We start from the raw sequence: 26768 nt of genomic DNA on the forward strand, positions 1-26768 counted from the left end.
TTACTAGCTCACCTTTTTCACATCATTACCATGTTGATAAAGACAGCCTTTCTCTCTCATAAACTGAGAAGTTCTCTCCAGTATCCCCTCAATGTTATACATCGTTACGTGGATCTCACCAATGTCATCCTTGATAGTAACCTCTCCAGCAACGTCCTCGGTCCCGTTACCCCACTCAAAAGTATCTACAAAGTGAATGCTCTTCTTCTCGGTAGTATCTCTCATATCCACTCCATAGTAATAGGTGTTAGCGTGAATACCTCGTGTGATATGCAAGTACCCTTTCTCTTGTAGCTCCTCTACGTGGCGTTTTACCGTTCTCAAGGATAAACCAGTTAGCTGCGCTAGGTCGTCATACGTGATAGTTGTTCCTACAGTGACTAGTGAGCGGATAGCCTCAAAAGTTTCAGCTACCTTGTCCTTAACAGTGAGGTCGCTGAATAGTTCTTCTGTCTCATGTAGCTCTTTTCTATTTAGATTTTCATTCTCTGGCTCCTCTCCTACTTGAGATAAAAACTTGTTGTATTGACCCTCAGTAGATAACCCAATGTAGCCTTTTTCATTTCTCCACTCTAAGTATTTATCCCAAGTGTTATCCATTATTCTTCCTCCTCCAGTTTACTTTTACGTTCGTTGTATTGCCCCCTTTGGTACTATCGAGCTTTTATTATTTCGTTAATATCTTTGATGTTTAACGCTTGAGCAATTCGGCTGATACTACCTAAAGTAGCTGTCTGGTTTCTCTTGATACGAGTCAGGTTAGGTCTTTCAATGCCTGTCCGTCTGGATAGATCAGCTAATGTGATTCGGTGCTTCTGTAGTAAACCTTCTAAGTCAACATAGTGTTCCATTTCTTTTCCTCCTCATAGGTTATTTTATATGTGGTGATTCTTTGTAGTTGTCTTGGTTATAATATTCCTCCAGATACCCTTTGAGTAAAAAGGAGCCAGCCCGGTGACAAGCCGAACTGACTAATATAACTGGAGAGTTATCAGTGAATAATGAACAACACTTTAGAGGGTGCCGTAAAGAGCTACTCCTCGCAAGCCACCACTTCAAAAGGGGAAGAAATGACTTCAGAGCAATAACTCTTATTAACCCTTACACTACATAGTAGCTATACCGTATATCAATTTGCTTTCCTATAGATATAGTACCTATCCTGTGCTAGATTACCGCCTCATTAATTGCTTCATATATATAGTAGTACTAACCAGACAATATCCTGCCTCAAAAGGTTAACTTGTTTAGATACAAACCCCCTCTTTTATGCCCTCATACTATAGTACGATTTCCGCAACCTCTCCTAAAGCTCCATCGAACGCTTATAAGTTTTTGCCATCAATATTCCCCCTCATTAATTGCTTCATATATAAAGTAGTACTACTATGGGGTAGTATCTCATCTCAAAAGGTTAACTCCTCCTATTGAATTACGTTTCAAAATAAGACACAAGATATATCTGTAGAGATCGCCAGCACTAGTAGACATTCTCAAAGGTTAAATCCATGCAGTTTACTATCTCACAAAAGTAATATCCCCAAAAAAACATGCACATGAAAGTGAACATATCATTTTGTCATAATCCATCGCGGTTCTAAGGAATAACCTTATTTCAGGGTCAATTATCCTCTTATATCTTATAAGGGGAGCCCACCTCATATTGCTGAATAGTTATTATTCTCTGGAGGCAAGTCCTAGTAGGAAGCTTACGAGCTTCCCTTGGAGAGACGCACCTCTAGGAGCCATCCTAAAAGTGCTCATTTTTGGCACTCTGTACCTTTTTAGCCACCTCAAAAACGGCTGTAACCCTTGGTATCACTAGCTTCTGCTAGGGGTCAGCACTTTTCAGCTAACTCTACGCACCTGCACTGAGTAGTTAAACTTATGGAGAATAAACCTAGTAGTTACCCCTAATTAGTCCATCTCAGTTTTAAAATATAAAGGTCTACTGAGGAAGGACTCTAGGAGAAATCCTTTAAAGATTTACCTATCTCGGTAACGAGAAGAAAAGCCTTTAAGGTATTACCTCCTCAGTTTTAAAATATAAAGGTCTACTGAGGAAGGACTCTAGGAGAAATCCTTTAAAGATTTACCTATCTCGGTAACGAGAAGAAAAGCCTTTAAGGTATTACCTCTAGAGAATAATCTATTAGGCTACCTCACTATAGACCTTTGTTTTAAATATTTTAAATACCTATAACCTAGAGAAGGATAAACTAATAGAGCTATACCTATAGAGAAATACTTTAAAGATTTACCTTCTCTGAACAGAGATAGACAAGTCTTTAAAGATTTAAACTCTATAGGTATAGCTCTTTTGGCTTTCTCATATAGTTATTGTTTTAAGTTCATTTAAAATTCAATACTGAGGAAGGAGATCTATATAGGTATTCTCTTAAGTTCTTTTAGCTTTTCTTAAGAGGTTATTCTATATAGGTATCCCTAATTAGGTTATTCTCTAGAGTTCTTTTATTTCTTCCTCTAGGAATTATTCTAATTGGTTAACTATCAGATATATCTTTAAAGCTAAATTCATTAGTTTAGTTGCAATAGTGTATTCATGAGACAGCAAACTAATAGAGAACACTGTACGAGTAATCTGTTAGAGCTGGTACTTGTAAGGAACTTATAGAGTACGTCCAATAAGCTATATTGATAGGACAACCATGAGAACGAATAGAATAAACCAAGGGGGATGTTATATGGTTAAACACTTTGGATTAGGAGCCTTATTTATAAGTATCGGCTTATTAGCTGCCTGCTCACAGGAAGAAGAAGTTACCACGAAGGCACCATTTGAGGACTATAAGCCATCTCAGGGGTACATAAATGAGGGAGAGTTCGAAGCTCTTGAAGATGATATGACTCACGAGGAAGTAGCTCAGTTGATTGGCGGTGTAGGTGAACTCTACAAAAAGGAGGGCTATATAGAAACCATAATCTACAAAGGTGAAGGCAATATAGATTTTGCTATGCTGAGATTCGAAGATGGCAAGTTGGACATGTGGAACAAACACGATAAAGAATAATTACTTTATAGATAGTTAGATATAAGGAGTTAGACTGAAGAGGTCTACTCCTTTATTACACTTTCTTACAGGGAACGCTCTTAAAACTACCCTTGAGATACGCTATACAAGTGTAACCTTAAGTGTAATAACTATATCTCTTGTCTGACCTGTTCTTGATTAGTAAATGGCTTCATTAGTAGTAAACTCAACGATAATCCACACAGTACTAATCCATTTACATATAATTGTGTTGCGTTCTCCTCAGTATTCAACAGTTGAGCACGAACCTTTTTGGCAACTTCAAAGTCACCTCCTAATAGCATTCCTACTCGGAGGATAGCTCTCTTAGGAAATAATCCGTTCTCGTTGTTAGAGTATGTATACTTCTCTCCATTTCTCGATGTTACCGTATATGACCCTCTTCTTTTCGTTTTCTGAAAGTAGGAGCTTATTTTGTTTCCCTTCATAAGCATGTACCCATCTGAAACAAATTCATCCTCGTGAGATCTAAATAGATTAGTTATCTCTTTATTTGGTACATCGTAAAAATCTGCGACCTGTTGAAGAGTAGCCATTTCCAGCTCGGGTGGCAACAATAATTCTTTTACTTCGCTAAGTACCTCCACTTTGTCAACTAAACTATCGCGCTTATCTTTCGGGCTGATTACCTCATTAGTTATTTTTACGTCACTCATGAATATCCCCCTTTTGTTTATTTTAATTATATGTCACCCTCATCAACATCATACTAACAGCCATCCCATAGAGAACGCATCCATTTAGGTACAACTGCATAGCATCCTCTCCCCTATCCTTCTCTCTAGTAAACCACCACTCTTTCATGATACCGAACTTGTCTTTAGTAGAGTTCGTCCTCTCAAAGAACTGCTGTAGCCCTCTATCTGTTATAACTCTTAGCTTGTAACCAGCAGGCATTTGTATGTATCCCTGCTCAGTGTCGTCTACCTTAGCTAGCAGATCAGTCATACTCCTGTAGCCTATCTTGCTCATGATTATATCTTTGGCTATGTAGTTACCCTTGTGAGTACGGATACTGCCTAGTGGTGTCTCTATGGTCGTGAACATATTATCCCTCCTTTATAGCCCTAATTATAATTTAGGTCTGGGAGGTACCTCAATAGTAATTCTATATATTGCATATAGGTAATACTGGGGTATGACTAAGGAGACAGTAGCTTGGTAGGCTTGCTCAACGGACAGCTGATTATAACTAAGGGGGAATATTAATGAGTAATTTAAAAGTAACTATTGAGGTAATAGATAACAAGGTGGAGCGTGACAGCTTAGTAGAACGAGTGGAAGTTCTGGAGAGGGTGAAACAACTTCTACTATTACCAGAGTTGGAAGTAGCTACATCAAAACAAGTTGCTGATTTTTACGATATTGGAAAGAAAGCCATTGACAATGTAATACTAAGAAACAAAGAAGAGTTAACATCAGATGGAATGATTATTGTAAAACAAGGAGAACTAAAAAAAATTAAGGGTGACCTTCAAGATGAAGGTAGCCTTGAAAAGTACGGATTAGGTAAATTTGTGGCCTCTGCATATTTGTTCCCTAAGAGAGCAATCCTCCGAGTAGGAATGTTACTACGTGACTCGGAAGTAGCTAAGGAAGTCCGTAATCAGTTGCTGAATATCGAGGAGCATACGGCTACTGAGGTTAAGACTTATGAAATCGACTATGAGCAACAACTACATTTAAAACTCGGTCAGGCAGTGGCCGTCTCATCAGTACATGACGATAGAGTGATAGGACTATAGAGTTAAATTAACTCTCAAGCGCCGACCTCTGGGTGTGATTTTTACACTCAATGATTTACTCTGTAGTCTCCCTCAAGATGAGGTACACTAACTAGCCAATGTATTTAAATATTTAAAAGTCTATATGAGGTAGCGTCTCTGTAGGTATGACTGGTGAGTTTGTGTCTATAGAGGTTTTTTTAACCCCCTTAGATTAGCCTCGATGTTCCGACTCTGTAAATTCTAAAAAATTCTAATTGGTACATAATGTACTAGGTAGAAATCTGGTGAGGACGATACTCTGTAGGCTGTCTCATTGGTAGGTACGCTGAGAGGAGTGGCTAGGGAGGTGCTGTCTCAAAGGGTTTGTCTAGGGAGATAAATACTAGGGGTCGATTTTCCTATATGATTTCTACTACATAAGTCTCGGTGCGGGTACGCACATACGCCCCCCGTTTAGGAAATTAGGGTACCCCCCTTGAGCCACCGCTCCTCCTTAGCCCGCCCTCTGTAGCCCACTGTGAGTCAACAGCACGTAAGCAGTACACTGAGTAGGCTAGCTCTATGTGCAAGCGTACAGGCGTGTCTGTGAGGGCATAAGCACATAAGTAAATAAATACAAATAGTCTTATGAGTATACACAATGTAGTGGCTGTCTCTGTGTGTATCTAGTAAGGCAGGGCTATGTGCCTGTGTAGTGTAGCAGGCTGTCTCTGTGTGTGCTGTGTAGGCATAGCCTGTGTGTAGTGTGTACCTGTTAGGCAGGGCTATAATAGCTACCTCTCTGTAGACACGCCATATGAGGGGGATAGGAGGCTCTCTGCGAGGCATGGATATATAGGGTAGGTTTATTGGTATGATGTCTCTATATGAGGGCTGAGAGAGGCGTCTAGATGGAGGCACTTTCAGGAACCTTACTTTCGGCTAGCTCGTTGTAACCAAAAGGATTACTACCTATAAGATTGATTATGTAAACTACATGTATAGATCTGTAGGTATACTCTAGGGTATCTGCCTCCTTGATACATCTAGGTTGGTGCCACATCTACTAGTCCTTTGAATAAATTACTGTATGAGGTAGCAGGTCTGTTAGGGGTCACACTAGTGTATATCTACTCAGTCATATTCACTGGGAGGCAAGCTCACTAGTTGGTACTAAAGGGTTGCTGTCTCTGTAGGCTATGCAATTCCTCTGTAACTATACCTCTGTAGGTATACTGGTGGATAAGATATAAGGAGGCATACTCTGGAGGGGTAATACTTTCATGGTCATATGACCTCGAATAGTTCCTGACTCATATGTGGGAATAGTCAGTGCGTCGGGGTGGAGGTGTGAAACAATGGAGTCTTCCTCTGTAGTTGTAACCAATCGATTAAAAACTTTATCGTTCCCCCTGAGCTGGATGCCTCACTTCTTTTTAGGTACATCACTCCAAAGGAAGAACCAACTCCCTATAGCTACAACTAACAAGGCGACCGAGCCAGCAAACTACTTGCTCATTACTACTTCCATAAAATCTATCAGTTTCCTACCTCCCAGTTGCTACTTTATAAGTTGTTCTCTTGTAGGTACCCACATGAAACACCCTAAATCGTATATTCATTCCAGTTAATTTATTTTCAACATATAGAGTTTGGTATTTCTTATTAAAGTTAGCGACAAAGTTCCTTGCATCAGCACCTATGAGAACGACTCTATCGTCACCGATATAAAACTCAATAGCAGCCTGATCTAGGTTGTCGTGCCCGTTAACCCACTTCTTAAACCACTTAAACATTTTATATTCCTCCTCTTAGTTTTCATAAATAGTTATTCTATTTATCCCCAAATTTTTCCCTATCAATACCACCTGAGACGGCACCTACTTTTGTCGAATACTACCTCACAAGTTCCAACTGAATAGTTATTGACTCACAAGTCTGTAACCTCTATAATTTTCCTAAACGAATAACTAAAAGAGTGGTCACTCATAGATAACACCTCATCAGGCTTAACATCCGCCTCAACTTCCGCTGAAAATTCATTATCTGCCATGGTTGTTGGCGTATGTACGCATCCGAACTACCGCGGCAATGGATATGCTTCGCTTATATTGCAAAAAATGATTCAAGACTTTACGAAAGAAGGCCGAACACTTTGTTTGTTTTATAACAATCCAGCAGCTGGACGTATTTATAAACGACTAGGGTTTAAAGATATTGGAATGTGGACGATGTACCGATAATAAGGGCTACTCTATATACGGAAATAGTTGTCACTTAGCAATAAAAGTAAATTATACAAAAATTTCATACCGTTATTAAGGAGATGGAGAAACTACTTGTGAAGCGATGACTCTAACTAAAATATGTTATGTATTCAAGCTAAATTTAGACAGATAAACGGCCCCTAATTGTTGCATCTCCTCCAGCAATTGGGGCTGCATGTTTATTCTCGAATTCTTTCCACTACAAATAGAAATATTTATGAAACATTCACCACACTTATGTCGTTCTTATTTTTACATGCTAGTTCCTTTCTTATTTTACTGTTTCTTTTTATACTGTGCTTTAAAATCAATATATTCCTGTCTCGCATCTTGGTTATTATTCTGTTTTCTATTAAAATACGTTTTGATTTGGAACATATTTTCTACTAATTTCCCCTCTCCTCTCTATTGGTTAACTTATGAATAATGTTTTCATTCTAACTTCAAAATTAGTCTATAGTATGTATCTTTTAGAATTCAAACCATTCTTCCCTCAATTCATTTCCTTGCCTCTCTTTTTTCCTTTTCTTCATAAAGTTTTACTCTTTTCTGGCGTTCTCTTTCATGTTCTTCCCACGAAATATAAAATGACGGAAATTTAAATCTGCAATAGGCTAATAATTGGAATTCAGCTGCACCAATAGCTACTGCATACATAATCACTGTAAATATTAAATAGCCAAACATTGTATCTAATGAGTAAGAACTATTTACATAAATTAAAATAAGTAGACTTAACACATAAATTACAGTTCCTTTGAGCACATTCAATTTTGTTTCACTGAAAAATGAAGTAGCTCTTTCATCCATACTAAACGCACCTTTACTTGCCTGTTTAAATGTATCAATTGTTGTGACAATATGATAAACAACTGCTCCTAACAATAATAAACTTACAAAAATAAGTGTATTAGAATTAATTGAATAATCGCTCATCCCTGGAAGAATAAAAACCGTCCATCCTATAGTGCCAAGTTGAAATGCGTATAATAATACGACAAGCGCTTGTAGTTTTTGAAATTTAAAACGAGCTTTTGGAAATAAATATAGTATTAAAAAAATTAGTTGAAGGCTGTACAATACAAGCTCCATACTAACAATTACTTTCTCAAAAGGTTTTGAATAGAAAGCCCACCCTGTTTTAGTTAATGCTAAAATAATAAAAAACATCACTAATGAATCAAAAATTATTGTTCCTAGCATAAACCCTGTTGCACCCTCAGGACTTAAACGCCTTTTGCATGTTATTCTAAATTGTTCTAAATCTTCTTCTTTTATTTTCCACATCCTGATTTTTCACCTTCTAAACAGTTTAAGTAATTTCCATTTACTAAAATCCCATTACATTCCTAATTTTTTTAAGTACATTCATCTTTGTGTAACTAAATTTAGATAATCTTCTATGTATATCATCACTACATTAATTACCGTACATAATCAGAATGCCTTTTGATAGTTCAAATAGTCTTCTTTCTCATCAAATGCCTTTACTAATCTCTCATGTTCTATCTTCGTCACCCCAAAACCACATACACTTAATAAATTTGTTGTTATTGGCATAACTATCATCATCTTAACTTTCTTCTTTAACTTCATACTGACACCCTTAATCAATCAAAATAAGCTTCCCTCTTTCCATTTTGGAAGAGGAAAGCTTATTTCCTTTTTAATTTATTTTTTTCCCTTTATTTCTAACTCTTGTTCTTGTTGTTTCTTTTTATTTTTTTCAATTACTTTTTCAACAAACTCATTCCGCCACATTTTAAATTTAGCTGCAAATTGACCTTCAACTTTATTTCGATACCCTTCAAATTTAACCTCTGCAATATCCGCGTGGTTAAATAATTTATATGTCTCTTCGGTTAAACCCACTGGATGCAACACTCCGCCATAATCATAGAATGTGTTTTCATCAAGTAATAAACCTCTCGTAGTGATTACATACTCTACATTTTCCTCTTCTTTAAGAGCCAATCTCACAACACTGCCTAAAGGTAATACTTTATCCATATAATCTTTCATATTAATTCACTGTCCCTTTTAGTACGCTAATTTTCTCTTCTATTTTTTGTCTTTTTTTCTCTAATTGACGGATACGATCAATAAATGCCTCACGTGTTTTCCCTTGTAATGTACTATCAATACTACTCTCTAACCTTCTAATATCCCCAGTTAAAGATGCAGCTGCTTTTTCCAATTGCACTACAACGTTTATAATTTGTTCTCGTCCACCACTAGCTGGAAATGTACTATGAACTCTTGACATTATCGTATGTAAATCCACCTTCATACCCCTCTCTTTTAAATTTATAAACTTGGAGTTTTAATAATATGAAACTGCCCCTAATTCTTCATCTTTTGCAAACATAGAAAATACTGCCTCTGAAACATCGTCGTTTAATTGCTTTAAATCCTTTGATAACTCCTTTACATCTTTAGCAATTTCACCTAATAAAGAACGGTTTATCCCCCTGCTATTATCATTCATAAAGAGATTTAATAATGAGTGACGATGACTTAATATATGTTCAGATACAATTACAGCTACATTTGTATCTACCACAAAATCTCCTTTAAACAAATCTAGTAAATCTTGCACGTAAGAAGCTGCTACTTCTTTTGCAATTTCTAAAATTTCACTTGTAGCTAAATATACTACAACACTTCCAGCCAAAAAATTTATAGCAGTATTAAATACAGACTCTAATACTTCTAAAACTTTTTCCTTACATTTCGCTAAAGTTGTTTCAATCCACTCTACAGCTGTATCTACTGCGCTTTTAATTTCAATTGTAGCCATTAGGCTAAATTGAATTGCTTCTGCTGTAATTTGGGATTTTAGCCCTTCATACTTTGTATTTAATCTTGAAAAACCTTCTTGAACTATATCTTTTAGCTTTTCAAGCTCCTTGCTACCTTGCATAACGTCCGAATACCATAATATCCCACCTAAAATAGTAGAAATTGGCGTTACGCTTAGTATCAAATTAATTGCATTTCCAGCTATTTTTTCTTCCTGGATAGAAACTTTTCTATGAAATACGTCATTTATAGTTCCTGTATATATTGCACCAGTAGATTGGGATAGCTCCAGAATCCCCGGAATAATATCCCACCCTGTATCGTTATCACTTGCTAGTTTATCAAGCCATATTAGGTGCCCACTTTCATCATAATCCTTCGCTGTAAAAGCATATGAGTGTCCTGCTTGATTTGGGATTTTATACATTCTTCCTGGAAGTGTGAAGTCTGCTGCCTTTATCCCAATATGTAGTGGATCATTCTGATTAATAATATTCCGAACATTTTTCATATCAAAGCCATTACCAAACTTATCTACATCTCGATTTAAAACTGGTGCTGGATTTAGCGCTAAAACATCAATATCGTCTTCTTGATGCCTTAATGCTACTGTATTTGCAATACCTCCGCCCAAAGAATGTCCTGTTATACTAATGGTTTTACCATCAGCATATTGTTTCACTTTTTCGTAAAATGCCTCTCCTTGATCATATTGTTTTACTTCTAACTCATGTTCCCAATCATTAAACACTAATTTATTTGCATTGGTTAAATTATGACCACCTATCTCCGCATCCACTACTACATCACTATTATTGTCTTTTCCAGCTTCCGTTCCAACATACGAAATAACAACTTCTCCTGTTTTATTATCCTTAAAGGCATAAGCTGCAAATCCTGTATCTTTATCCACTTCAACCTCTATAAGTGTTGCACCAAATTTTTCTTCTAAAGTATTTATGTTTAATTCCCTGCCGTTTTCTCCTGTTTTATTATATGGCTCTTCGCTGTTATTGAAACTATATATATCTTCTCCTGCTAGTTTCAATTTCCCCCAATCCGAAGTCAATCTATAATTTTCTGTCTTTTCCACACCTTTCGTCAAACCACTTCACCTTCCCATTTAATTACTTATTTTTATATTGTTTTTCATAATTTACAAACTCTTTCTTAGCTTCCTGATTGTTATCTTTTTTACTACTAAAATAAACATATATTTGTTGACTATGCGTTAACATTTTACCTTCATCATTTTTCTTCTCATAGTCAATTGAAATTGTTAATTCTGTTATTTGCATTGGGTGTTTTTCATTGTCTATTGAATCGTTAAAGTTAAGTACAATTGATGCATTTTCAAATTTATTATATTGCAATTTTAATTTATCATTAATTATTTCTTGAAATTGTGCTTCTGTTAAAGTAAATCCAACTGAATTTGGTTCATTAAATTTTTTTCTATTACCATCTGCTTTCAGTTTTAAATTCCCTACACCTTGTAATCTATTAAATATCAATTTCACAGGAGAAATATCTAAATTTGAATCCGAACCTTGAAGTTTTCCGTTTTTATACATAAAGTTGGTATTATATTTTTCTTCTTCTTTATAATTAATATCCTTATGCCTATCCTTTATATCTTTTGTTTTACTTGTTATTTTTTGAGACGTTATTCCATATAACAATTTTTCTTTCAAATTATATATACCTTCAGTAGTTTGATATAGTGTATTATGAATTCTGTCATCACCATTTTTTTCTGTCGTAAAATCAATAACCCGTTCCTTCACATACGCATACCCATCATCACTCGCAGACATAACCTTTCTCATGTCACCTTCATCCAAAGCTTTGACAAATGGCTTATAATCTATTTGCTTTTCCCCAAAACCACACCCACTTAATAAACTTGCCACTATTGACACGACTATCATCACCTTAGCTTTCTTCTTTAATTTCATACTGTCACCTCGTTAGTTACTCTAGGCATTTTTAGTTTCATTATGTTCCCTTTTTGATAGTAATACACTTCATCTTTACCTAATGGCGCTTCGTTGCTTATATATTTTATATTGAAGATACTTTGATCATTTAATGGCATTGCGATAATTGCTGCTGTTAGTTTACTTCTCATTTTCATAGGTAGAGCTTCACGATTTCGGTCCATGTAGTCGTGGTGACCTGCTAATACAAAGTAAATACCTACTGTACGAGATAAATCAATTAAAGTCGCTGCATCCTCCATTTCTAAATAAACAAATTTACTAAACTCTTCAACATTTGTCATGATAATGAGTTGTTTTGTGAATGCAGGAATTTCTCTACCTTCTTGTCTTGCTTGTGCTAATTCAAAAGCTCGTTCGCGAATTACTTCCATCCAATACTTCGCATGCATATTTATTTCATTTTCGTCTACAATGTAGTGCGTCACATTGTCTTTATATTGAACGAAACTATACTCTGCTGTATCCACTAATGTCACACTTTCAAAATAATCTTTATTCAATTGAGATAGGATACTAGATACAATTTGTTTTCCCATACTATCATCTACACTATAAATCATTAAATGATCATTCACCGCAATATCATGAGCTACAACTTCTACATTTGCAAAATCAAGCCCCATTGGAATTCTTCCTGCTTGTAGAGCTTTTGTAACGTCTTTATTTTTACGATACGTAGCAATATCAATCACTTCTGGCATCATTGGAATTGCCTTCGGACGTTCTCCATCCCATTCTCGATCCATATCATTTGCTTCTTGTTGTAATAATTGAATTTGTTGTAGTTCATCTTCTGCTTTCGTAGGTAATGCAGCCTGGAATAATGTAGGAGATTCTAGTTTTATTAACGCTCTTCCTGCTGTTTCTTCCACTTTTATATCAGATCTCCCTACAATACTAGCTACTTCACTCTGATCAATCATATATAGACAAGTTTGGATTTTAATATTATTGTACAATTGAATTCTAAGTGCGTTTTGTCGTCCTGCACTTATTAAAGTATGAATTCCTAAACTAGCACCATCTCGGACAATTTGCATAATTATCATTTCAAAGCTCTCATAGAATTTTGCTTCTTTTACTGCATCATAATTATCGATTGCAATAATAATATGTGGTATTTCTTTCCCACTTGCCTTTTCATACATTTCAATACTCGCAACGTCATATTCACTTAATAATCGTTTACGATTTTTCATTTCTTGAGTTAATCTTTCAACAAACTTTAAACATTTTTCTGATTCGTCAATTGTAATCGTATCCGCTACATGAGGTAATCCTTTTAAAGGTAGAAGACCATTTGTTCCAAGGTCCACTAAATACACATGCAAATGCTCCGGACTATGCTGACGAGTTACATCCATAATGACTGATTGTAAGAATGTTGATTTTCCGTAACCTGGACTTGAGAAGACTGCTACGTGTCCGTCTTTACTAATATCTAATGTTAATGGTGTTTGTGATTGCAATTCAGGCTGGTCTAATAAACCAACTGTTGCTTTTAATGGTTTCTTTTCTTTCGTCCATGCTTCTTTGAACTGAATAGCGTGTAAGTCTTGTAAATATACGCTTTCTGGAAGTGGTGGTAACCACGGTCTAGCTAACGCTTCAATTTCATTTATTTCTGCGTAATCGTGAATGTAGCCAATAACAGCATCAAGTTCAGATGGTACGCTTATTACTTCTTTACTACTACCAAGTCCACTTAAGTCTTCACTTAATATTTCATATTGTCCTAGATCATTTATTGCATATATTGTTGCGTCTAAATGCTCTTTATCCTCTTTATTTTCTACATAGTCTGCCCCGCTCCAAGCTGATTGGAATAGTTCATAAATTTCATTATTCCCAACTTGTAAGTAAGCACGCCCTGGTAATGTAATTTCAGCAGCATCCGGCGTTTTTAAAATTTCATTACTATCTGACGTATTTTGAACTTTTAGTGCTAGTTTGAATTTCGAGTTACTCCAAATTTGATCATCTACAACACCACTCGGTTTTTGCGTAGCTAATATTAAATGGATTCCGAGTGAACGACCGATACGCGCTGTTGAAACTAACTCTTTCATAAATTCTGGTTGTTCTGACTTCAGTTCCGCGAATTCATCACTAATTAAAAATAGATGCGGCATCGGTTCACTTACTAAGCCTTCTTTATACAGTTTTTGATACTGATTAATATGGTTTACATCATTTTCCCCAAATAAGCGTTGTCTTTTTTGCAATTCAGCTTTAATTGATGCGAGCGCTCTCATACTTTGTGCTCCATCTAAGTTCGTAATTGTTCCTAATAAATGCGGTAAGTTTTTGAATAAATTCGCCATTCCGCCGCCTTTATAGTCAATTAGTAAAAAGGCTACTTCGTACGGGTGGAAATTGACTGCTAGAGATAAAATATACGATTGTATAATTTCCGATTTACCTGAACCTGTTGTACCTGCTATTAATCCGTGTGGTCCGTGTGCTTTTTCGTGTAAGTTTAAGTTTACGATATCTTCTTTACCACGTAATCCAAGTGGTACAGCTAAAGATTTATGCGCTGCATTTTTCTCCCAACGACTTGTGATATTCAGTTCTTTTACTTTTTCAACGCCGTACATTTCTAAAAATGTTACGCTTTCTGGAATACTATTTTTTAAGTTTTGCAAATGATTTAACGGTGCTAATGCTCGTGAAACATCTTCTAAATTGAACCCTTTCGGTACGTGATTTAGTTTAAATTGACGGTTTACAAGTTCTCCTTGCTCTAAGATGATGTTCCCTTGTTTTGCATCTCTTATGTCTATTACCGTTTTCACATGCTCCGGTAAACTTTGCATAACATCTTGTACAAATACAAGTGATACACCTAATTGACTCGGATCATCATTAAAGAATTCCATAACAACATGGTCTAGTATTAGTTTTTCATCTGTAATGAGAACGACATAGTGCGGTGCAAAATACATTTTTTCATTAGTTGAACTCTTTTCGTCTAGTTTTAATTTTCGTTCTTTCAATATTTGATACAAACTATTTAACACTTGATCACGGCTACGATCATGGTATACAAATCCACGTACATTTATATCGCGAACACTTCCATGAGGTAACCAGCGCATCCAATCCCATTTTTCTTTTTCTTCTTCAGGAAAAATAGTAATAAACTGCAAGTCATAATAACTATGGAATAAAGCCGTTTGTGCAACTAATAATTGTAATTGCTCTAACACTAAGAAGCGTTGGCCAATATAACCGACTGGTCCATTCATTAAATCTGTTACAACGGGTACATCTTCCAATGATAGATAACGCTGTCTTAGTTCACGTGCTATATCAATTAATTCATCTTTCGTTTGACTAAATTCTTCTTCATTAAATTGAATTTCAAAACTCGTATTAGCTTGCCCTGTACCAACGCTAAATGTTAAGAAATCATGATGTTGCATTGTTTTTTCATAAATACGAGGATTTACTTGAACAGCCATATTACGTATAACCTCAACATTTGGATTATGATAATGTAATGCATGACGCTGTTTTTCACTTTCTGCATGTAAATCTTTCGTTTTTTGTTTTATATACTCTCTATAGCTTTTATCACGTTCAACGATGTCGATTTTATATTGCTTTAAATTTTTTATATAAGATGTGACAGAAACAATAATCGTTACTAATGTCATTGCAATGGATGCTATAATAAACATTCCATATTTCATAAAGATAGCAAGTAATACTGTTACGACAATCATGACAAGGGCAGGTGCAATAATTCTCGCCAAATGCTCAGTCGGTTTTGACGGCATACTTGAAGGTTTTGCAATTGTCATTTTCTCTTCTGGTTCACGGTAAATAATACGTGGTGAACGATGATAGTCTGGATAACCACTTTGATAATTCGTTTCTGATTCTACTAAAATAGGTAACGTAGATTTCACTTTATCTTCTGAAGACAATACTTGAATATCTTCACTGCCTATCTCCACTAAAACGCCATCAAAATATAATTGGTCTCCTGCTTCTAACATAGTGCTATCTTTTAGCCTTGTATAATTATGAAATACTTCCCCGTCATATACGTTCACATTAAAAGAATCGTACAGCGTTTCACGAGATAGCATTAAATCTATATTTGCCCCAGTAATAGAAATATCATCAAAACTGTTTTGACTAATTGTAAGAGAATGTTTCGTTCCTATATCAAACACTTTAGTTGTGCCAATAATAGAGATAAAGATTTTCAAGCTCACATCTTTAGTTTTTACAATCTCAAATTCCTTATTGAACTCTATTAATTGATTTTGTATCATCCAAGCATTTACTTCATTATTCCACTTTAACTCTACTTCTTGTTCTAAACATGGATTCGTAATATCATTTGTCCACTCTTTTCCAATCGACACTATTGATTGCTCATTTGGATGTAATGTGCACTTATATACTTTGTCTCCATAAGTCAATACTAATAGTTGCTCCATCCGTGTTCACTGCTCCTTTTCAACTGTCTCATCAAGTGCTTACTCTTTTTTCTCTGTGTTCGACGAGTCTTTATCGTTTGATGATTTTCCATATTTCTTTTCATATTCATTTAATTGTTGCTCATATGTTTTTAATTTTTGATCACGCTCTTCGCCTGATAAATCCGGATTATTTTTCAGCGATTCAATTTGTTTAACAAGGCCGTACATAATAAGCTGAGGATCATCAAGTGTCTTAGCTAAATCTAATGATTGATCAAAATTACCTTTTCCGTTATACATCCAATACAGCAAATACTTTTCATCACTTTTCAAACTAATATTTTTCATAATCGATTTCTTTTGATCTTCACCTAGTTTTTCAACTGTAATGTATGCAAATGCTAACTCATATTTAGATGCAATCGGTAATGATTCAAATTCCTCTTCATTTAATTGCGTAATTACTTTGTCATAATCAGTTGCTATGAAACTCGCATTTGCTTCTAACAATTTATTTTGATAAGGAAATTTTATAAAAGTGAAATATATTAAAGGAGCAGCTAAAACAACTGTCGCCGCTATGAAGGAAAAAGCTAAGTATTTAAACGATTTATAGCTCTTTTTAGGTACTAACTGCATACTTTTTTCTGTTTTTGTTTGTTCCTTCTCAAAGCTATCATCAAGAAACTGCAGTAATGCATCTAAGCTTTCCATTTGAGCAACTGTCTGTTCAAATGTTGTTTCTTTTGCATCTTTTAGTAACCCAGCATATAAATCATCAAAATTGTGCTTTTCGGAGAATAAAGCAATAATTAGACATTTGTATTGCGTTAAAAATTGCTCTTCTAACAACGGGGTTGGTGGAACAATATCTCGAATTCCTCTATGTATAATACTTGGCATTAAATTCGCATTAAAAACTATATTGTCTGGATGTAAAAAGAACGTAATTCGTTTATTTAAATATTTATGAAATTGCGCAACATTTCGAAGCAGCCTCAATTTCTCATTTCTTCCAAAACGGCTAAGATCGTCCCACTTATATAATTTTTTGTCGACTTGAAATAGAAACGTAAACATATCATCCGTTTCTTCTATCGTTAATGGTACAAAGTCAGATGATGTGCCCGTAATTATATCGAATTGACGGAAGTCTTTTATACGTGTTTGAGATTTTGTCATCTCCAATTTCCAATTTTCTTTCTCTATTTGAAATTGATAGTTCATTGCATCAATTTGAATTGTTTTTTCCGTCATGTTTATCCTCTTCTCCTTTTCTTTATAACCAGTAATAACTTATTTTCAAAAAACTAAAAGTAAGAAATATTCTTTATAAAACTTGTAAAATATCTCCGTCTGTTATTTGGTGATCAATTAAACGATCATTATCTGTTAAAACAATTGACTTATTTTTCACTTTCATTACAAAATGTGAACCTTCATGATCATCAATCTTTAGCGTATCTAATAAGTTTTTCAATAAATATTTAATAGATTGATGATTCGGAATACGTAAATCATATGTATTTCCATTCCATTTACTAAAATCTACCGTTACATTAATATGCGTTTGTATCGCCATTACTTTACCTCCAACTTTTGCGAAGAACCGTATAAATACCGATGCAAATAAGTACAATGCCACCACCAAATAATAATATGATTGTTGTACCAATTGGCTTTTCGTTCATTGTTTCATTACTCGCTACTTCATCTGCACTTTTTCTCACAACGTATTCACTGCTAAACAAACTATTTTTCATATCTTTCACACTATTATTTTCTTTTTGTTTTATAAAAAGAGAATCTCGTAAAGCTTCCATATCTTTTTGTTCTTTCTTTTTCTTTTTCTGAATTTCTTCTTCTATGTCTTTGCTAAATAACTCAATTGATGCTTTATCTAATTCTGTTTCCTTATGTTCTTCTTTATTTTTTTCTTGGTCGCTTTCTTCAATTCGATCCACTTTAAACTTAATCTTCCCATCATCACCAAGATAACTGTCCGCCGCGCTCCTTATCGGTAGCGCGACAAACAGTAAAAGGATAGAGAGAAATGATAACTTAGCCACTATGCTCCATTGTTTGATCATTTACTTCTTTTTCCTCCCATTTCTTATGCCATACAAATAGATTACTAACTAACCCTATAATGGCAATTACAAACAATACGATAAAAATAACTTTCCCCGTATCTTTACCGCTAATAAAATCATTTAGAAAACTTTCTATATACTGAAGTGGTGAAAATTGACGTACCTTTCCAACTGATGACATTTGATCTACTTTACTTCCAACTGCTTCAGTTAAAAATAGGTACATACTTAAAAATACTAATAGGATAAACATCCCTACCATTTTTATTTGTCGCAATAAATATGTTGAAACCAATACAAACGCCATCATAATGATTGTGATAAACGCAATCCATAGTAAACTTTGATCCTGACCAAACTGTAAAAGACGTCCAGAAATGATACCTATACTAATCCCTTCCACAATTGATATACCGAATGCTACTACTGTAGTTGGGACATTCATATCAATTAATGAGAATTTCTCTTCAAAATGATCTAATTGCGTTCGTTTCTTTTCTTGATTCGCAATTGCGTATGCTGTAAATAACGCAACAATAAAACAAGTTAATACGATTAAATATGGTGTAAAAGCATTACCAGCTACAATGACTCCATCATTTTGTTTCTGAACTGGACTAGATAAAAATTGATATAACATTTCATTTTGGCGATCACCAATTCGGCTATTAGCCAAAATTTTAGTAAAGTTTTTGGAGAATGTTTTATCATCGTCCATTTTCTTCGTAAAGTCATTTAATAATGAATCAGCTTTTGAAACAATTGTCGTTCCGCTGTCTTGAATTTCTTTTGCTTGTCCATTAATTTGATCAAATGTTTTATAAACATCGTCTGAAGTTGCTAAACTATGCTTCGAACTCTCGACCAATGACTGACTTTGTGACATTAATGATTTAATACCAGAATCTAACGATAAAACGGCTGTTTGCTCACCAGTATTATTTGTTGTTAGCACTTGCTGTTCTTCAACTAGCTTTAAGCTACTCTCACGCCATTTCGCTAAACCTTTTAAATATTCCCCTAAATTTTCATTCATACTAGTTGCTTGTTGCGTCGTTACATTTAATTTCTCTGCTAGTAACATTGAATTTTGATCCGCACTAGTAATGAATTGTTGATAAGAGTCTATTTTTTGCTTTAAACCTGTCATATCTTGCTTAACTTCTGCCGTAATACCTGATGAAACTAGGTTTGAAATTAAATCAATTAAGCTTTGTTTATTTAATACGTAGTACAAAGATTGTTCAGTTGCAATTGCATCTAAACTTCCCTCTTCTAGCTTAGGACCTACATCTTGCGTTCTTAAATCAATCCCATAATACATTTCGTATAAACTAATTAAACTTTGATAACTTTCAACTGTATCTACTGCTTCTTTTATTAATACACTAGATATATTTTTTGTTAATTCTTCTGATTTTTGATGTACAACTTGATTCGTTGTACTTTCAATAACTTTACCGTTATCTGTTCCCGGTTCGCCTCCTGGATTTCCTCCGGTTCCGTTATCTGTCCCCGTTCCGCCTCCTGGGTTTCCTCCGGTTCCGTTGTCTGTCCCCGTTCCGCCTCCTGGATTTCCTCCGGTTCCGTTATCTGTCCCCGTTCCGCCTCCTGGGTTTCCTCCGGTTCCGTTGTCTGTCCCCGTTCCGCCTCCTGGGTTTCCTCCAGTTCCGTTACCTGTTCCTGTTCCGTCTCCTGGGCTTCCTCCGGTTCCGTTATCTGTTCCCGGTCCGCCTCCTGGGTTTCCTCCGGTTCCGTTGTCTGTTCCCGGTCCGCCTCCTGGGTTTCCTCCGGTTCCGTTGTCTGTTCCCGGTCCGCCTCCTGGGTTTCCTCCAGTTCCGTTATCTGTTCCCGTTCCGCCTCCTGGGTTTCCTCCGGTTCCGTTATCTTTCCCTGTTCCGCCTCCTGGGTTTCCTCCATTATTCCCTGTTGTGTTTTCCATTTTTTTGATAATAGGCTTTTTAGCATTGTGTACTAACGGCATTATGCCATACTGTGATTTATGAACCACATTTTCCACCTTGCTGTTTTCAGTTTGTGTTCCTTTATCTTCTTTTTCAGGACTAGTTTCTTTTTTATGAGTCCCACTCAATTCCCACTGCCACATTACAGGAGAGAAAACATCTATATTGATGTTTGGATCTTTTAACTTTACATGCAAGCTAATCTTTATATCCCCTTCATTACGAGGAGCTATTGTAATTTCTCCTGCTTCGCTTTGAAGAAAGTCACTTGTACGATCCACATCATCAATATGTAAAGCTTCTGTACTTCCATCTAGTTTAAATTCTTCTGGAATATTTATCTTCAAAGTTTGTGAAGATTCCATTTTAATTACTTTCGCCGTATCACTAAATGTAATTCCCTCTGTATAAAGTTTATCCTTTACTTCTTTAATAGCGTTTCCTAAAGAGATTTTATTTACAGGATCATAATTAAAGTTATTTTCTTTATTATATTTATTTGTAAATTGGATTACATTTTGCAATTGTAATTTCGTTGTATCTGGCAAATCACTTTGAACGATTTCTTCCATGTTTAAACTAGGTAATTTCGCAATTAAATTTTCGATTTGGTTCTTTATTCGAACGTCTGGTTGTTTCATTAATGTATTTATAAAGATCTCTTGCTTTCCATCGTTCGACATAGATTGCTTTAACTTTTTAATTACCGTCTCTTGAATATCACTTTCTAACTTTCCTGCAAGTTCTGTATCATATTCTGACACTTGTTTTTTTACATCTGTTAAATGTTTTTGAATTGCTGAAGCATCAGCTAAAATATTTGGTTCTTTCTCTGAAAGCGTAAATTGATTTGTAATCACTTTATTAGCAGATTCCAATGCACCTAACTGCTTTAAAACATCGCCTGTATTCATTTCACTCATGTATTGATTAAATTGACTCGTAAAATTATTCGCTAACAGATTATTATCAGATTGCATTTTTTGGAAGTTATTAAACCCTTCTAAGTAAGTATTGTTAGATTTATTCTCTTCATCTAACACTTGACCGAAACCTTTTAATACATCCTGAAATCCTTTAAAACTATTAACAGAAACCCCAGTATAATCTTGCACTGTTTTAAATTGATTTGTGTAATTTGCTAAAGGACTATGTACATCTTTTTTGTACATAGTTGTTTGAACGTTTCCTTTTTCAATTATTTTCCCTATATTATCTTGTGCACCTTGCAACTTACCGATAATACTTGCAAAATAAACGTCGATGATTTGCTTATTGAAATCTTCTAAAATTGTAGACGCCGTATTCTCAGCCTCAGCTTTCAAATCGTTATTCCCAGTTGCATTTACTTTGTAGTTTAACGTTAATTTCTCTGGTAGTTCTGAATCAATCGCAACTGCTTTCCTAGAAAAATCGTTTGGTATAACAATCATCATGTTGTAATTATTATTTTTCAAACCATTTTCTGCTACTCCGCGACTAACTACGTACCATTCTTGTTTCGTATTTTTATTTACATTTTTAACAAATTGATCTCCAAACGCTATTTTATTGCCCTCAAATACAGTGCCCTGATCTTCATTTACCAACGCAACTGTCATTTTTGGTGTAGTATTCTCATTAGCTTTCTTAACATTTTGATTTAATGCTAAATAGGAGACCCCTGTTGATAGTACAAGAGCTAAAATAATAAACAACAAGATGCTCCATCTGAACTTTTTCACTACTTATCACTCCTGCGACCTCGAGTCTATTAATTGAAAGACTTCGTATCTTACTCTAGTTTTAAAGTAATTTAGCCATACAACGTATGGTTGCATGGCTAAATTATATATTTCTTTTTATCTGTCTTATTGTAGACCGAAATTACGAGAAAGATCTTCGTCATGTCTAGCAACAGCCTCTGCAGTTTTATTAAGCTGCATATTAATTTCTTGTAATAGCTGTGCGAAGTTTTGTACTTTTGGTTTTAATTGATTGAACTGTTGGTCAAAACCTTCAAAAGCACGACCTTCCCATTCTCCTCTTAATTCATTTTGTAAGTTTTGTAGCTGACGTAAAATGTCCTCAATTTGATTTGCACCTTGTCCATATCGAGTCGCTTTTGATTTAAGCTCCTCTGGTGACATACGAATTTGTCCTGCCATTATTAAATCCCCCTTAAAATTTAAAAATAGTAAAATTAACCAATAATCAATTCTACAAATTGATTATATCAATAATTTAAAAATTTCTAAACAAAAAAATGATATTTTTCCAAAATTTCTCTTTCAATATAATAACGATATATTGTATAATATAAATTTATTATTTTTTAAGAAACTACTATTACTTGAAAATAAAAATCAATTAAACAAATTCTACAAATGTTATTCTTAACAATAAAAAAAAAGATTCCCTAACATGAATGCGTATATTTTCCATTAAAAAGTTTGATTAAAATTCTATTAAAATTCTTTAATTAAAAGAAATACAGCCTCGCAATTTTTCTCACTTCAAAGTCATAATTACCTGTCTTTCAACAAACCCAAGTTCTTCGTACATCTCTTTCGCAAAATTCCCAGCAAATACATTCAACCGAATTTCTGAATACTTCTCCTTTAATTCCTTAATACCAGCTTCCATCAGTTCTCGCGATAATCCTCTCCCTCGATACTCTGGAAAAACGTATAGCTCATATATAAATCCAAGTTTTTCACGAGAAAAATAGTCAGTATTTTCCCCTATTAATATCCACCCTAATATTTTATTTTCTTCTTTAATGACTAAATAACATGCCCCCTTTTCTACTATTGGTTTTGTAATTTCAATCGCTTCCTCTGTACTTAATTGGCAATTCCCTCTCGTCCCTTCAAAAAGCGATTGGGCTGCATATTTTAATATTTTACTTGTATCTTCTTGATTCGCCTTTATTATCATTTTTCACAACCCCCATCCTTAATAGGCATTACTATCGATTGTTCAAGATTCTCCGCTTCCATAATAATTGCCAGTAATCCATGTTCTGTACTCGTCTCATGAAACTCTCCTTTCTCCCAAAACACAGCTTGTCCAGCTCTTATCTTTATTTTTTCTTTATCTGCCCCACACACATATCCTTCTCCGTCCATAATAAGAAGCAGTTGTGATACAACTGCTTCATGATATCCAATTATTCCATTCTCTTGTAAATGCATAGCACCGATATGTACATTCCCTTGGTGGTTTACTATTTTCGACATTATGAAATTAGATTGAAATACTGATATGCGCTTTCCCGATTTTTCACTAAAATCAAAAATCTTCACTTCTAGTCCTCCTTATATGTATAAAACCATCCTTACTGTCTGCATCAAATGTCCTTCAAAGTCTTCTTCAAATTGCTCTAATTCAGCAAAACCTTTCGCTTCATAAAAACGTTTACCTTTTTCATTTGCTGCTTCTACATGTATGTACAGTTTCCGTATCCCTTTTAACGCCTTAATCCCTCTTTGTAATAAAGCACTTCCTATTCCTTTCCCTTGCTGATCTGGTAACAAATAAATCGCACCTAATTCTGCTTCGTTTTGCAATCTAACTGGTGAAAAATTAGCAAATCCTATTACTTCTCCCTCTTCCTCTGCAACGAATAAATGTGTATTTTTAAGACGATATTTCATTTTTTCATCAGAATATGCCTCGTCTAAAAAACTGTCTTGAATCTTTCTCGGAATGATGCCTTCATATGTATCATGCCAAGCTACTTTCGCTACTGTTTGTACAGCATGAATATCTTCTTGCTTCATCTCTCTAATTACATATGTCATCTCGATGTCTCCATTCTCTTTAAATTATATTCTGCTACTATACTAGAAGAAACGGCAGAACCATTTTCATAATTTACCTTAATTAATTTTAACTTTTCAATCGAAGCTGTTTTAACATCAAAATTCCCATATATATACTCCATTGCGCTTAAAAACTGAGTCGAGTTCAAATGATTCGCTATCGTACAATGCGGAACCCATTTGCCCGGTACATAATATGAATTTGGATTATCATGAAAAGCTTGGAAATGATCATGATAAGAATGATGAAGTGTTAACAATTCATCGGTAAGAGTCGGCGCTAGAAAAATCGTTCCGTTTGTAGGAAAAGTTCCAACAGAAAAAAAATTCACTGCAGCCATTTTCTCTTGAATAGCTACAAACTCCTCTAATTTCTTAGTATATAAATTAACATCTAACTCCTTATAGTCCGCAAGTGTGATATGCGGTTCTACTCCAGCTAATTGATTTGACTCTATTATATTCGTTAGTTCATTTTGCAATTCTATAATCTTATTAGTAAACACACTATCAAATGTTGCAATAATAGCGTACATGCGTCCTCACCCCTTCGTTACATATATTGCTTCCCATTCTTCACGAATCATTCCCATTCGAATAGAATCATAGTATGTTCCGTTATAATATCGGCATTTGCGCATTCTACCTTCTAAAGTCATTCCTATTTTCTCAGCTACTTTCATCATTCGTTCATTACCAGACCACGTCGTGAGCCCTACTCTACCAATCTCCATCTTTTCAAATAATAAATCTCGATATAATGTTAATGCTTCTGTACCGTAGCCACCATTCCAGTATGTTGGATCATAAATAACAATTCCCATCTCCAACCAACGCGTCGGTTTATGTTCCCAATAAAATCCGACTGTACCTATAACTTGACCGTTATTTTCTATAATTAAATTTGATAGAGGTTCTTCTTGTAAACGAGTTAACATCTTTTCTTTATAAGGTGCATATTCTTGCATTGAGAAAGGGAAATATGGCGCGTCCCATTTCTTCCATTCTGGATTTTCTTCTTTAAATACGAGGCTCCATAATGTTTTTATATTTGATTCTTCAATTGTACGAATTGTAACTTTGTTCCCCTTTTTTATAACGTTTTGCATAATTTCCTCCTACATTCCTCTTTATTTCATATATAATTATAATATTTTTTCAGAAAAATCAAAACAAAACTCTATAATATATTGTTTCATTTTGTTATTTGGCACCTATTATTTATAAAGAAAATAGTCTTCTAACCTTTAATCTCACCATATTCCAGGAGGAATTTATTTTTGAACAAGTTCAAGGGATGTATCAACGATTTCAAGAAGATATGAAACGGAATGCCAGAAGATAAATCCTCCATAATAGCTAAAGATGACATACGTGACCGTAACGCAGTTAATAAAAAACAGGAGGTTACATCCCTCCTATTTCAGCTCAATATTTTACTTTCCTTCTTATTTATCTCAAGTAGAATCCCTTTCTCTATCCAGCCTTCTACTCCATTTTTTTTAATTAAATCATACCCTGCGCAGCTACCATCAATGAGAGAAACAATATCCCCTTTTCTAACACCTATTTGCGCACAAGAAATATCGGTTTTCACTGTGTATTCACCTGACTCACGTTGCCTAATATATTCATTTTTCACATTGAGTAATTTATTCGTTTCCTTTTGCTTGCATATTGTGTAATCTCGCCTCTTCTCCACCGGCTCTATGTAATAATACGGATATGTAACCCCTCCCTGCATTGTTGCATCAGCATTAAATTCTGCTGTTGCTTCATAAATTGGAAAATAGTCTACATATGTATAAGAAAACGTATCACCTGTTAGTTTCCTCTGAATGATAAATGCGTTTAATTGTCCTGCTTCTTTAATCGCATTCCCGCCGTCAATTGCAATAATTTTTTTCTCCTTATCAATAACTGGATTGTTAGACGGGGCTTCTTCAGAATAGTTCACAACAGGCCAATGCCCAACAACTACATACTTATTAGCTCTATGCGATTTATTAAAAAACTCTGGCATTGCTATCGCATTTTTGCGCGCTGTTTCTTTCCAATCTACTCTATCTTCCAGTCCAGCATGTACAAAAATATAATCTTCTGTTTCAATCGCTGTTGGCAGCTTATTTAGCCAATTTATTTCTTTTGAAAAGTGACTTAACAGTACTTCCTTCACTTCCTGAATTGAAGTATCTTCCTGAATAGAAAAATGTAATTGTTCTAACCATTCATTAAAAATCGAATGCTTTCTCGTACATAAATAATTAATGAGACCTGGATTTTCATTTAGAAGAGCATCAACTAAAACTTCACAATTCCCTTCAACAACGTGAACATTTAAATTACTCTCTACAAGATCCATTACATAGTCTACTACGCCGATGCTATCGCTTCCTTTCTCACAAAGGTCTCCATTAATAATTAAATAATCTTCATTCTTAAAGTTAACTTTATGTAGTAATTCTTTTAAAAGGTTCAATTCTCCATGAATATCAGATATTATGATAACTCTAGCATTATTAGGGATAGATAGTTTCTTTATTTTCTCCAAGTATAAACGCTCCAATCATTTTCTTTATTTATACAAAATAAATTATAAACCTTTCTAAATGAAATAGGTTCTATAATATGTCAT

General features: G+C 34.8%; 24 protein-coding genes and 3 pseudogenes. 3 read left to right on the top strand and 24 right to left on the bottom strand.

The annotated features are described in order from the left end of the window. Positions 1-3: 3 nt before the first annotated feature. Positions 4-600, bottom strand: coding sequence for a winged helix-turn-helix domain-containing protein (locus tag A6J74_RS06445; RefSeq protein ID WP_080609434.1), 597 nt, complete (start codon positions 598-600; stop codon positions 4-6). Positions 601-653: 53 nt separating this feature from the next. Next, on the bottom strand, positions 654-851 hold the full coding sequence (locus A6J74_RS06450) for a helix-turn-helix domain-containing protein (protein ID WP_080609436.1): 198 nt from the start codon (positions 849-851) through the stop codon (positions 654-656). A 1854-nt stretch (positions 852-2705) separates the two neighbouring features. Between A6J74_RS06450 and A6J74_RS06455 the strand changes: the two genes are divergently transcribed. Next, positions 2706-3032 carry a hypothetical protein gene (locus A6J74_RS06455; protein WP_255410462.1) on the top strand — a complete coding sequence of 109 codons (327 nt, stop codon included), beginning with the start codon at positions 2706-2708 and terminating at the stop codon, positions 3030-3032. Between the two features lie 131 nt (positions 3033-3163). Here the strand turns inward: A6J74_RS06455 and A6J74_RS06460 are convergent, their stop codons facing one another. Beyond that, entirely contained in the window at positions 3164-3709 is a 546-nt protein-coding gene (locus A6J74_RS06460) for a hypothetical protein (RefSeq protein ID WP_080609440.1), read from the bottom strand. A gap of 22 nt (positions 3710-3731) precedes the next feature. Beyond that, complete coding sequence (locus A6J74_RS06465) at positions 3732-4100, bottom strand: hypothetical protein (protein ID WP_080609442.1); 369 nt, start codon at positions 4098-4100, stop codon at positions 3732-3734. Between the two features lie 161 nt (positions 4101-4261). On the opposite strand from A6J74_RS06465, the gene A6J74_RS06470 reads away from it, so the two are divergent. Further along, positions 4262-4798, top strand: a complete 537-nt coding sequence (locus A6J74_RS06470) for a hypothetical protein (RefSeq protein ID WP_080609443.1) — start codon at positions 4262-4264, stop codon at positions 4796-4798. A gap of 1508 nt (positions 4799-6306) precedes the next feature. Here A6J74_RS06470 and A6J74_RS06475 read toward each other — a convergent pair. Then, a complete protein-coding gene (locus tag A6J74_RS06475) occupies positions 6307-6555 on the bottom strand; it encodes a polyprotein (RefSeq protein ID WP_080609445.1) in 249 nt (82 codons plus the stop codon). A 213-nt stretch (positions 6556-6768) separates the two neighbouring features. Between A6J74_RS06475 and A6J74_RS06480 the strand changes: the two are divergent. Then, positions 6769-7002, top strand: a pseudogene (locus A6J74_RS06480) (GNAT family N-acetyltransferase); the annotation flags it as partial. 300 nt (positions 7003-7302) lie between these two features. On the opposite strand, the pseudogene A6J74_RS30770 reads toward A6J74_RS06480, so the two are convergent. The 19 genes and pseudogenes from A6J74_RS30770 to A6J74_RS06570 all read right to left on the bottom strand — a co-directional run. Then, positions 7303-7425, bottom strand: a pseudogene (locus A6J74_RS30770) (DUF3952 domain-containing protein); the annotation flags it as partial. Between the two features lie 99 nt (positions 7426-7524). After that, a complete protein-coding gene (locus A6J74_RS06485; RefSeq protein ID WP_000265488.1) occupies positions 7525-8313 on the bottom strand; it encodes a hypothetical protein in 789 nt (262 codons plus the stop codon). A gap of 186 nt (positions 8314-8499) precedes the next feature. Beyond that, a pseudogene (locus A6J74_RS29725) lies at positions 8500-8622 on the bottom strand (DUF3952 domain-containing protein); the annotation flags it as partial. A gap of 75 nt (positions 8623-8697) precedes the next feature. Then, positions 8698-9048 carry a DUF4176 domain-containing protein gene (locus A6J74_RS06495; protein WP_000656378.1) on the bottom strand — a complete coding sequence of 117 codons (351 nt, stop codon included), beginning with the start codon at positions 9046-9048 and terminating at the stop codon, positions 8698-8700. Position 9049: 1 nt separating this feature from the next. Next, on the bottom strand, positions 9050-9310 hold the full coding sequence (locus A6J74_RS06500) for a hypothetical protein (RefSeq protein WP_000363098.1): 261 nt from the start codon (positions 9308-9310) through the stop codon (positions 9050-9052). Positions 9311-9349: 39 nt separating this feature from the next. Continuing rightward, the gene (locus tag A6J74_RS06505) at positions 9350-10933 is read right to left on the bottom strand and encodes a lipase family protein (RefSeq protein WP_000160312.1); all 1584 of its coding nucleotides are present in this window, start codon (positions 10931-10933) and stop codon (positions 9350-9352) included. Between the two features lie 22 nt (positions 10934-10955). Continuing rightward, positions 10956-11786 (bottom strand): DUF3952 domain-containing protein, encoded by an 831-nt coding sequence (locus A6J74_RS06510; RefSeq protein WP_000768472.1) that lies wholly within the window; start codon positions 11784-11786, stop codon positions 10956-10958. Further along, positions 11783-16288 carry a type VII secretion protein EssC gene (gene essC / locus A6J74_RS06515; RefSeq protein ID WP_000436761.1) on the bottom strand — a complete coding sequence of 1502 codons (4506 nt, stop codon included), beginning with the start codon at positions 16286-16288 and terminating at the stop codon, positions 11783-11785. Before essC ends, A6J74_RS06510 begins: the two co-directional genes overlap by 4 nt. A gap of 39 nt (positions 16289-16327) precedes the next feature. Continuing rightward, complete coding sequence (gene essB / locus A6J74_RS06520) at positions 16328-17527, bottom strand: type VII secretion protein EssB (RefSeq protein WP_000137025.1); 1200 nt, start codon at positions 17525-17527, stop codon at positions 16328-16330. 73 nt (positions 17528-17600) lie between these two features. Next, positions 17601-17852 (bottom strand): EsaB/YukD family protein, encoded by a 252-nt coding sequence (locus A6J74_RS06525; RefSeq protein ID WP_001007569.1) that lies wholly within the window; start codon positions 17850-17852, stop codon positions 17601-17603. A gap of 4 nt (positions 17853-17856) precedes the next feature. Next, entirely contained in the window at positions 17857-18360 is a 504-nt protein-coding gene (gene essA, locus A6J74_RS06530) for a type VII secretion protein EssA (RefSeq protein WP_000595649.1), read from the bottom strand. Further along, a complete protein-coding gene (gene esaA, locus A6J74_RS06535; RefSeq protein ID WP_080609447.1) occupies positions 18332-22051 on the bottom strand; it encodes a type VII secretion protein EsaA in 3720 nt (1239 codons plus the stop codon). Before esaA ends, essA begins: the two co-directional genes overlap by 29 nt. A gap of 126 nt (positions 22052-22177) precedes the next feature. Next, on the bottom strand, positions 22178-22474 hold the full coding sequence (locus A6J74_RS06540) for a WXG100 family type VII secretion target (RefSeq protein ID WP_000918601.1): 297 nt from the start codon (positions 22472-22474) through the stop codon (positions 22178-22180). A 343-nt stretch (positions 22475-22817) separates the two neighbouring features. Next, the gene (locus tag A6J74_RS06545; protein WP_000584250.1) at positions 22818-23246 is read right to left on the bottom strand and encodes a GNAT family N-acetyltransferase; all 429 of its coding nucleotides are present in this window, start codon (positions 23244-23246) and stop codon (positions 22818-22820) included. Continuing rightward, positions 23243-23614 carry a cupin domain-containing protein gene (locus tag A6J74_RS06550; protein ID WP_000688066.1) on the bottom strand — a complete coding sequence of 124 codons (372 nt, stop codon included), beginning with the start codon at positions 23612-23614 and terminating at the stop codon, positions 23243-23245. The genes A6J74_RS06545 and A6J74_RS06550 overlap by 4 nt, the downstream gene beginning before the upstream one ends. A 12-nt stretch (positions 23615-23626) precedes the next feature. Then, on the bottom strand, positions 23627-24112 hold the full coding sequence (locus A6J74_RS06555; RefSeq protein WP_000222834.1) for a GNAT family N-acetyltransferase: 486 nt from the start codon (positions 24110-24112) through the stop codon (positions 23627-23629). Then, on the bottom strand, positions 24109-24669 hold the full coding sequence (locus tag A6J74_RS06560; RefSeq protein WP_000270901.1) for a 2'-5' RNA ligase family protein: 561 nt from the start codon (positions 24667-24669) through the stop codon (positions 24109-24111). Before A6J74_RS06560 ends, A6J74_RS06555 begins: the two co-directional genes overlap by 4 nt. Before the next feature lie 6 nt (positions 24670-24675). Continuing rightward, positions 24676-25242 carry a GNAT family N-acetyltransferase gene (locus A6J74_RS06565; RefSeq protein ID WP_001181781.1) on the bottom strand — a complete coding sequence of 189 codons (567 nt, stop codon included), beginning with the start codon at positions 25240-25242 and terminating at the stop codon, positions 24676-24678. Positions 25243-25556: 314 nt separating this feature from the next. Next, the gene (locus tag A6J74_RS06570; protein WP_000411335.1) at positions 25557-26684 is read right to left on the bottom strand and encodes a metallophosphoesterase; all 1128 of its coding nucleotides are present in this window, start codon (positions 26682-26684) and stop codon (positions 25557-25559) included. Positions 26685-26768: the final 84 nt, after the last annotated feature.

The sequence above is a fragment of the Bacillus sp. FDAARGOS_235 genome, assembly GCF_002073415.2.
Taxonomy (GTDB): Bacteria; Bacillota; Bacilli; order Bacillales; family Bacillaceae_G; genus Bacillus_A; species Bacillus_A toyonensis.

Bases quoted from the DNA above. Each gene is read 5' to 3' on its own strand.
- A6J74_RS06465 (WP_080609442.1), bottom strand. From the start codon at position 4,100: ATGTTCACGACCATAGAGACACCACTAGGCAGTATCCGTACTCACAAG.
- A6J74_RS06485 (WP_000265488.1), bottom strand. From the start codon at position 8,313: ATGTGGAAAATAAAAGAAGAAGATTTAGAACAATTTAGAATAACATGC.
- A6J74_RS06560 (WP_000270901.1), bottom strand. From the start codon at position 24,669: ATGTACGCTATTATTGCAACATTTGATAGTGTGTTTACTAATAAGATT.
- A6J74_RS06455 (WP_255410462.1), top strand. From the start codon at position 2,706: ATGGTTAAACACTTTGGATTAGGAGCCTTATTTATAAGTATCGGCTTA.
- A6J74_RS06445 (WP_080609434.1), bottom strand. From the start codon at position 600: ATGGATAACACTTGGGATAAATACTTAGAGTGGAGAAATGAAAAAGGC.
- essB (WP_000137025.1), bottom strand. From the start codon at position 17,527: ATGACGGAAAAAACAATTCAAATTGATGCAATGAACTATCAATTTCAA.
- A6J74_RS06460 (WP_080609440.1), bottom strand. From the start codon at position 3,709: ATGAGTGACGTAAAAATAACTAATGAGGTAATCAGCCCGAAAGATAAG.
- A6J74_RS06475 (WP_080609445.1), bottom strand. From the start codon at position 6,555: ATGTTTAAGTGGTTTAAGAAGTGGGTTAACGGGCACGACAACCTAGAT.
- A6J74_RS06495 (WP_000656378.1), bottom strand. From the start codon at position 9,048: ATGAAAGATTATATGGATAAAGTATTACCTTTAGGCAGTGTTGTGAGA.
- essA (WP_000595649.1), bottom strand. From the start codon at position 18,360: ATGATCAAACAATGGAGCATAGTGGCTAAGTTATCATTTCTCTCTATC.
- essC (WP_000436761.1), bottom strand. From the start codon at position 16,288: ATGGAGCAACTATTAGTATTGACTTATGGAGACAAAGTATATAAGTGC.
- A6J74_RS06545 (WP_000584250.1), bottom strand. From the start codon at position 23,246: ATGATAATAAAGGCGAATCAAGAAGATACAAGTAAAATATTAAAATAT.
- A6J74_RS06450 (WP_080609436.1), bottom strand. From the start codon at position 851: ATGGAACACTATGTTGACTTAGAAGGTTTACTACAGAAGCACCGAATC.
- A6J74_RS06525 (WP_001007569.1), bottom strand. From the start codon at position 17,852: ATGGCGATACAAACGCATATTAATGTAACGGTAGATTTTAGTAAATGG.
- A6J74_RS06510 (WP_000768472.1), bottom strand. From the start codon at position 11,786: ATGAAATTAAAGAAGAAAGCTAAGGTGATGATAGTCGTGTCAATAGTG.
- A6J74_RS06565 (WP_001181781.1), bottom strand. From the start codon at position 25,242: ATGCAAAACGTTATAAAAAAGGGGAACAAAGTTACAATTCGTACAATT.
- A6J74_RS06555 (WP_000222834.1), bottom strand. From the start codon at position 24,112: ATGACATATGTAATTAGAGAGATGAAGCAAGAAGATATTCATGCTGTA.
- A6J74_RS06470 (WP_080609443.1), top strand. From the start codon at position 4,262: ATGAGTAATTTAAAAGTAACTATTGAGGTAATAGATAACAAGGTGGAG.
- A6J74_RS06540 (WP_000918601.1), bottom strand. From the start codon at position 22,474: ATGGCAGGACAAATTCGTATGTCACCAGAGGAGCTTAAATCAAAAGCG.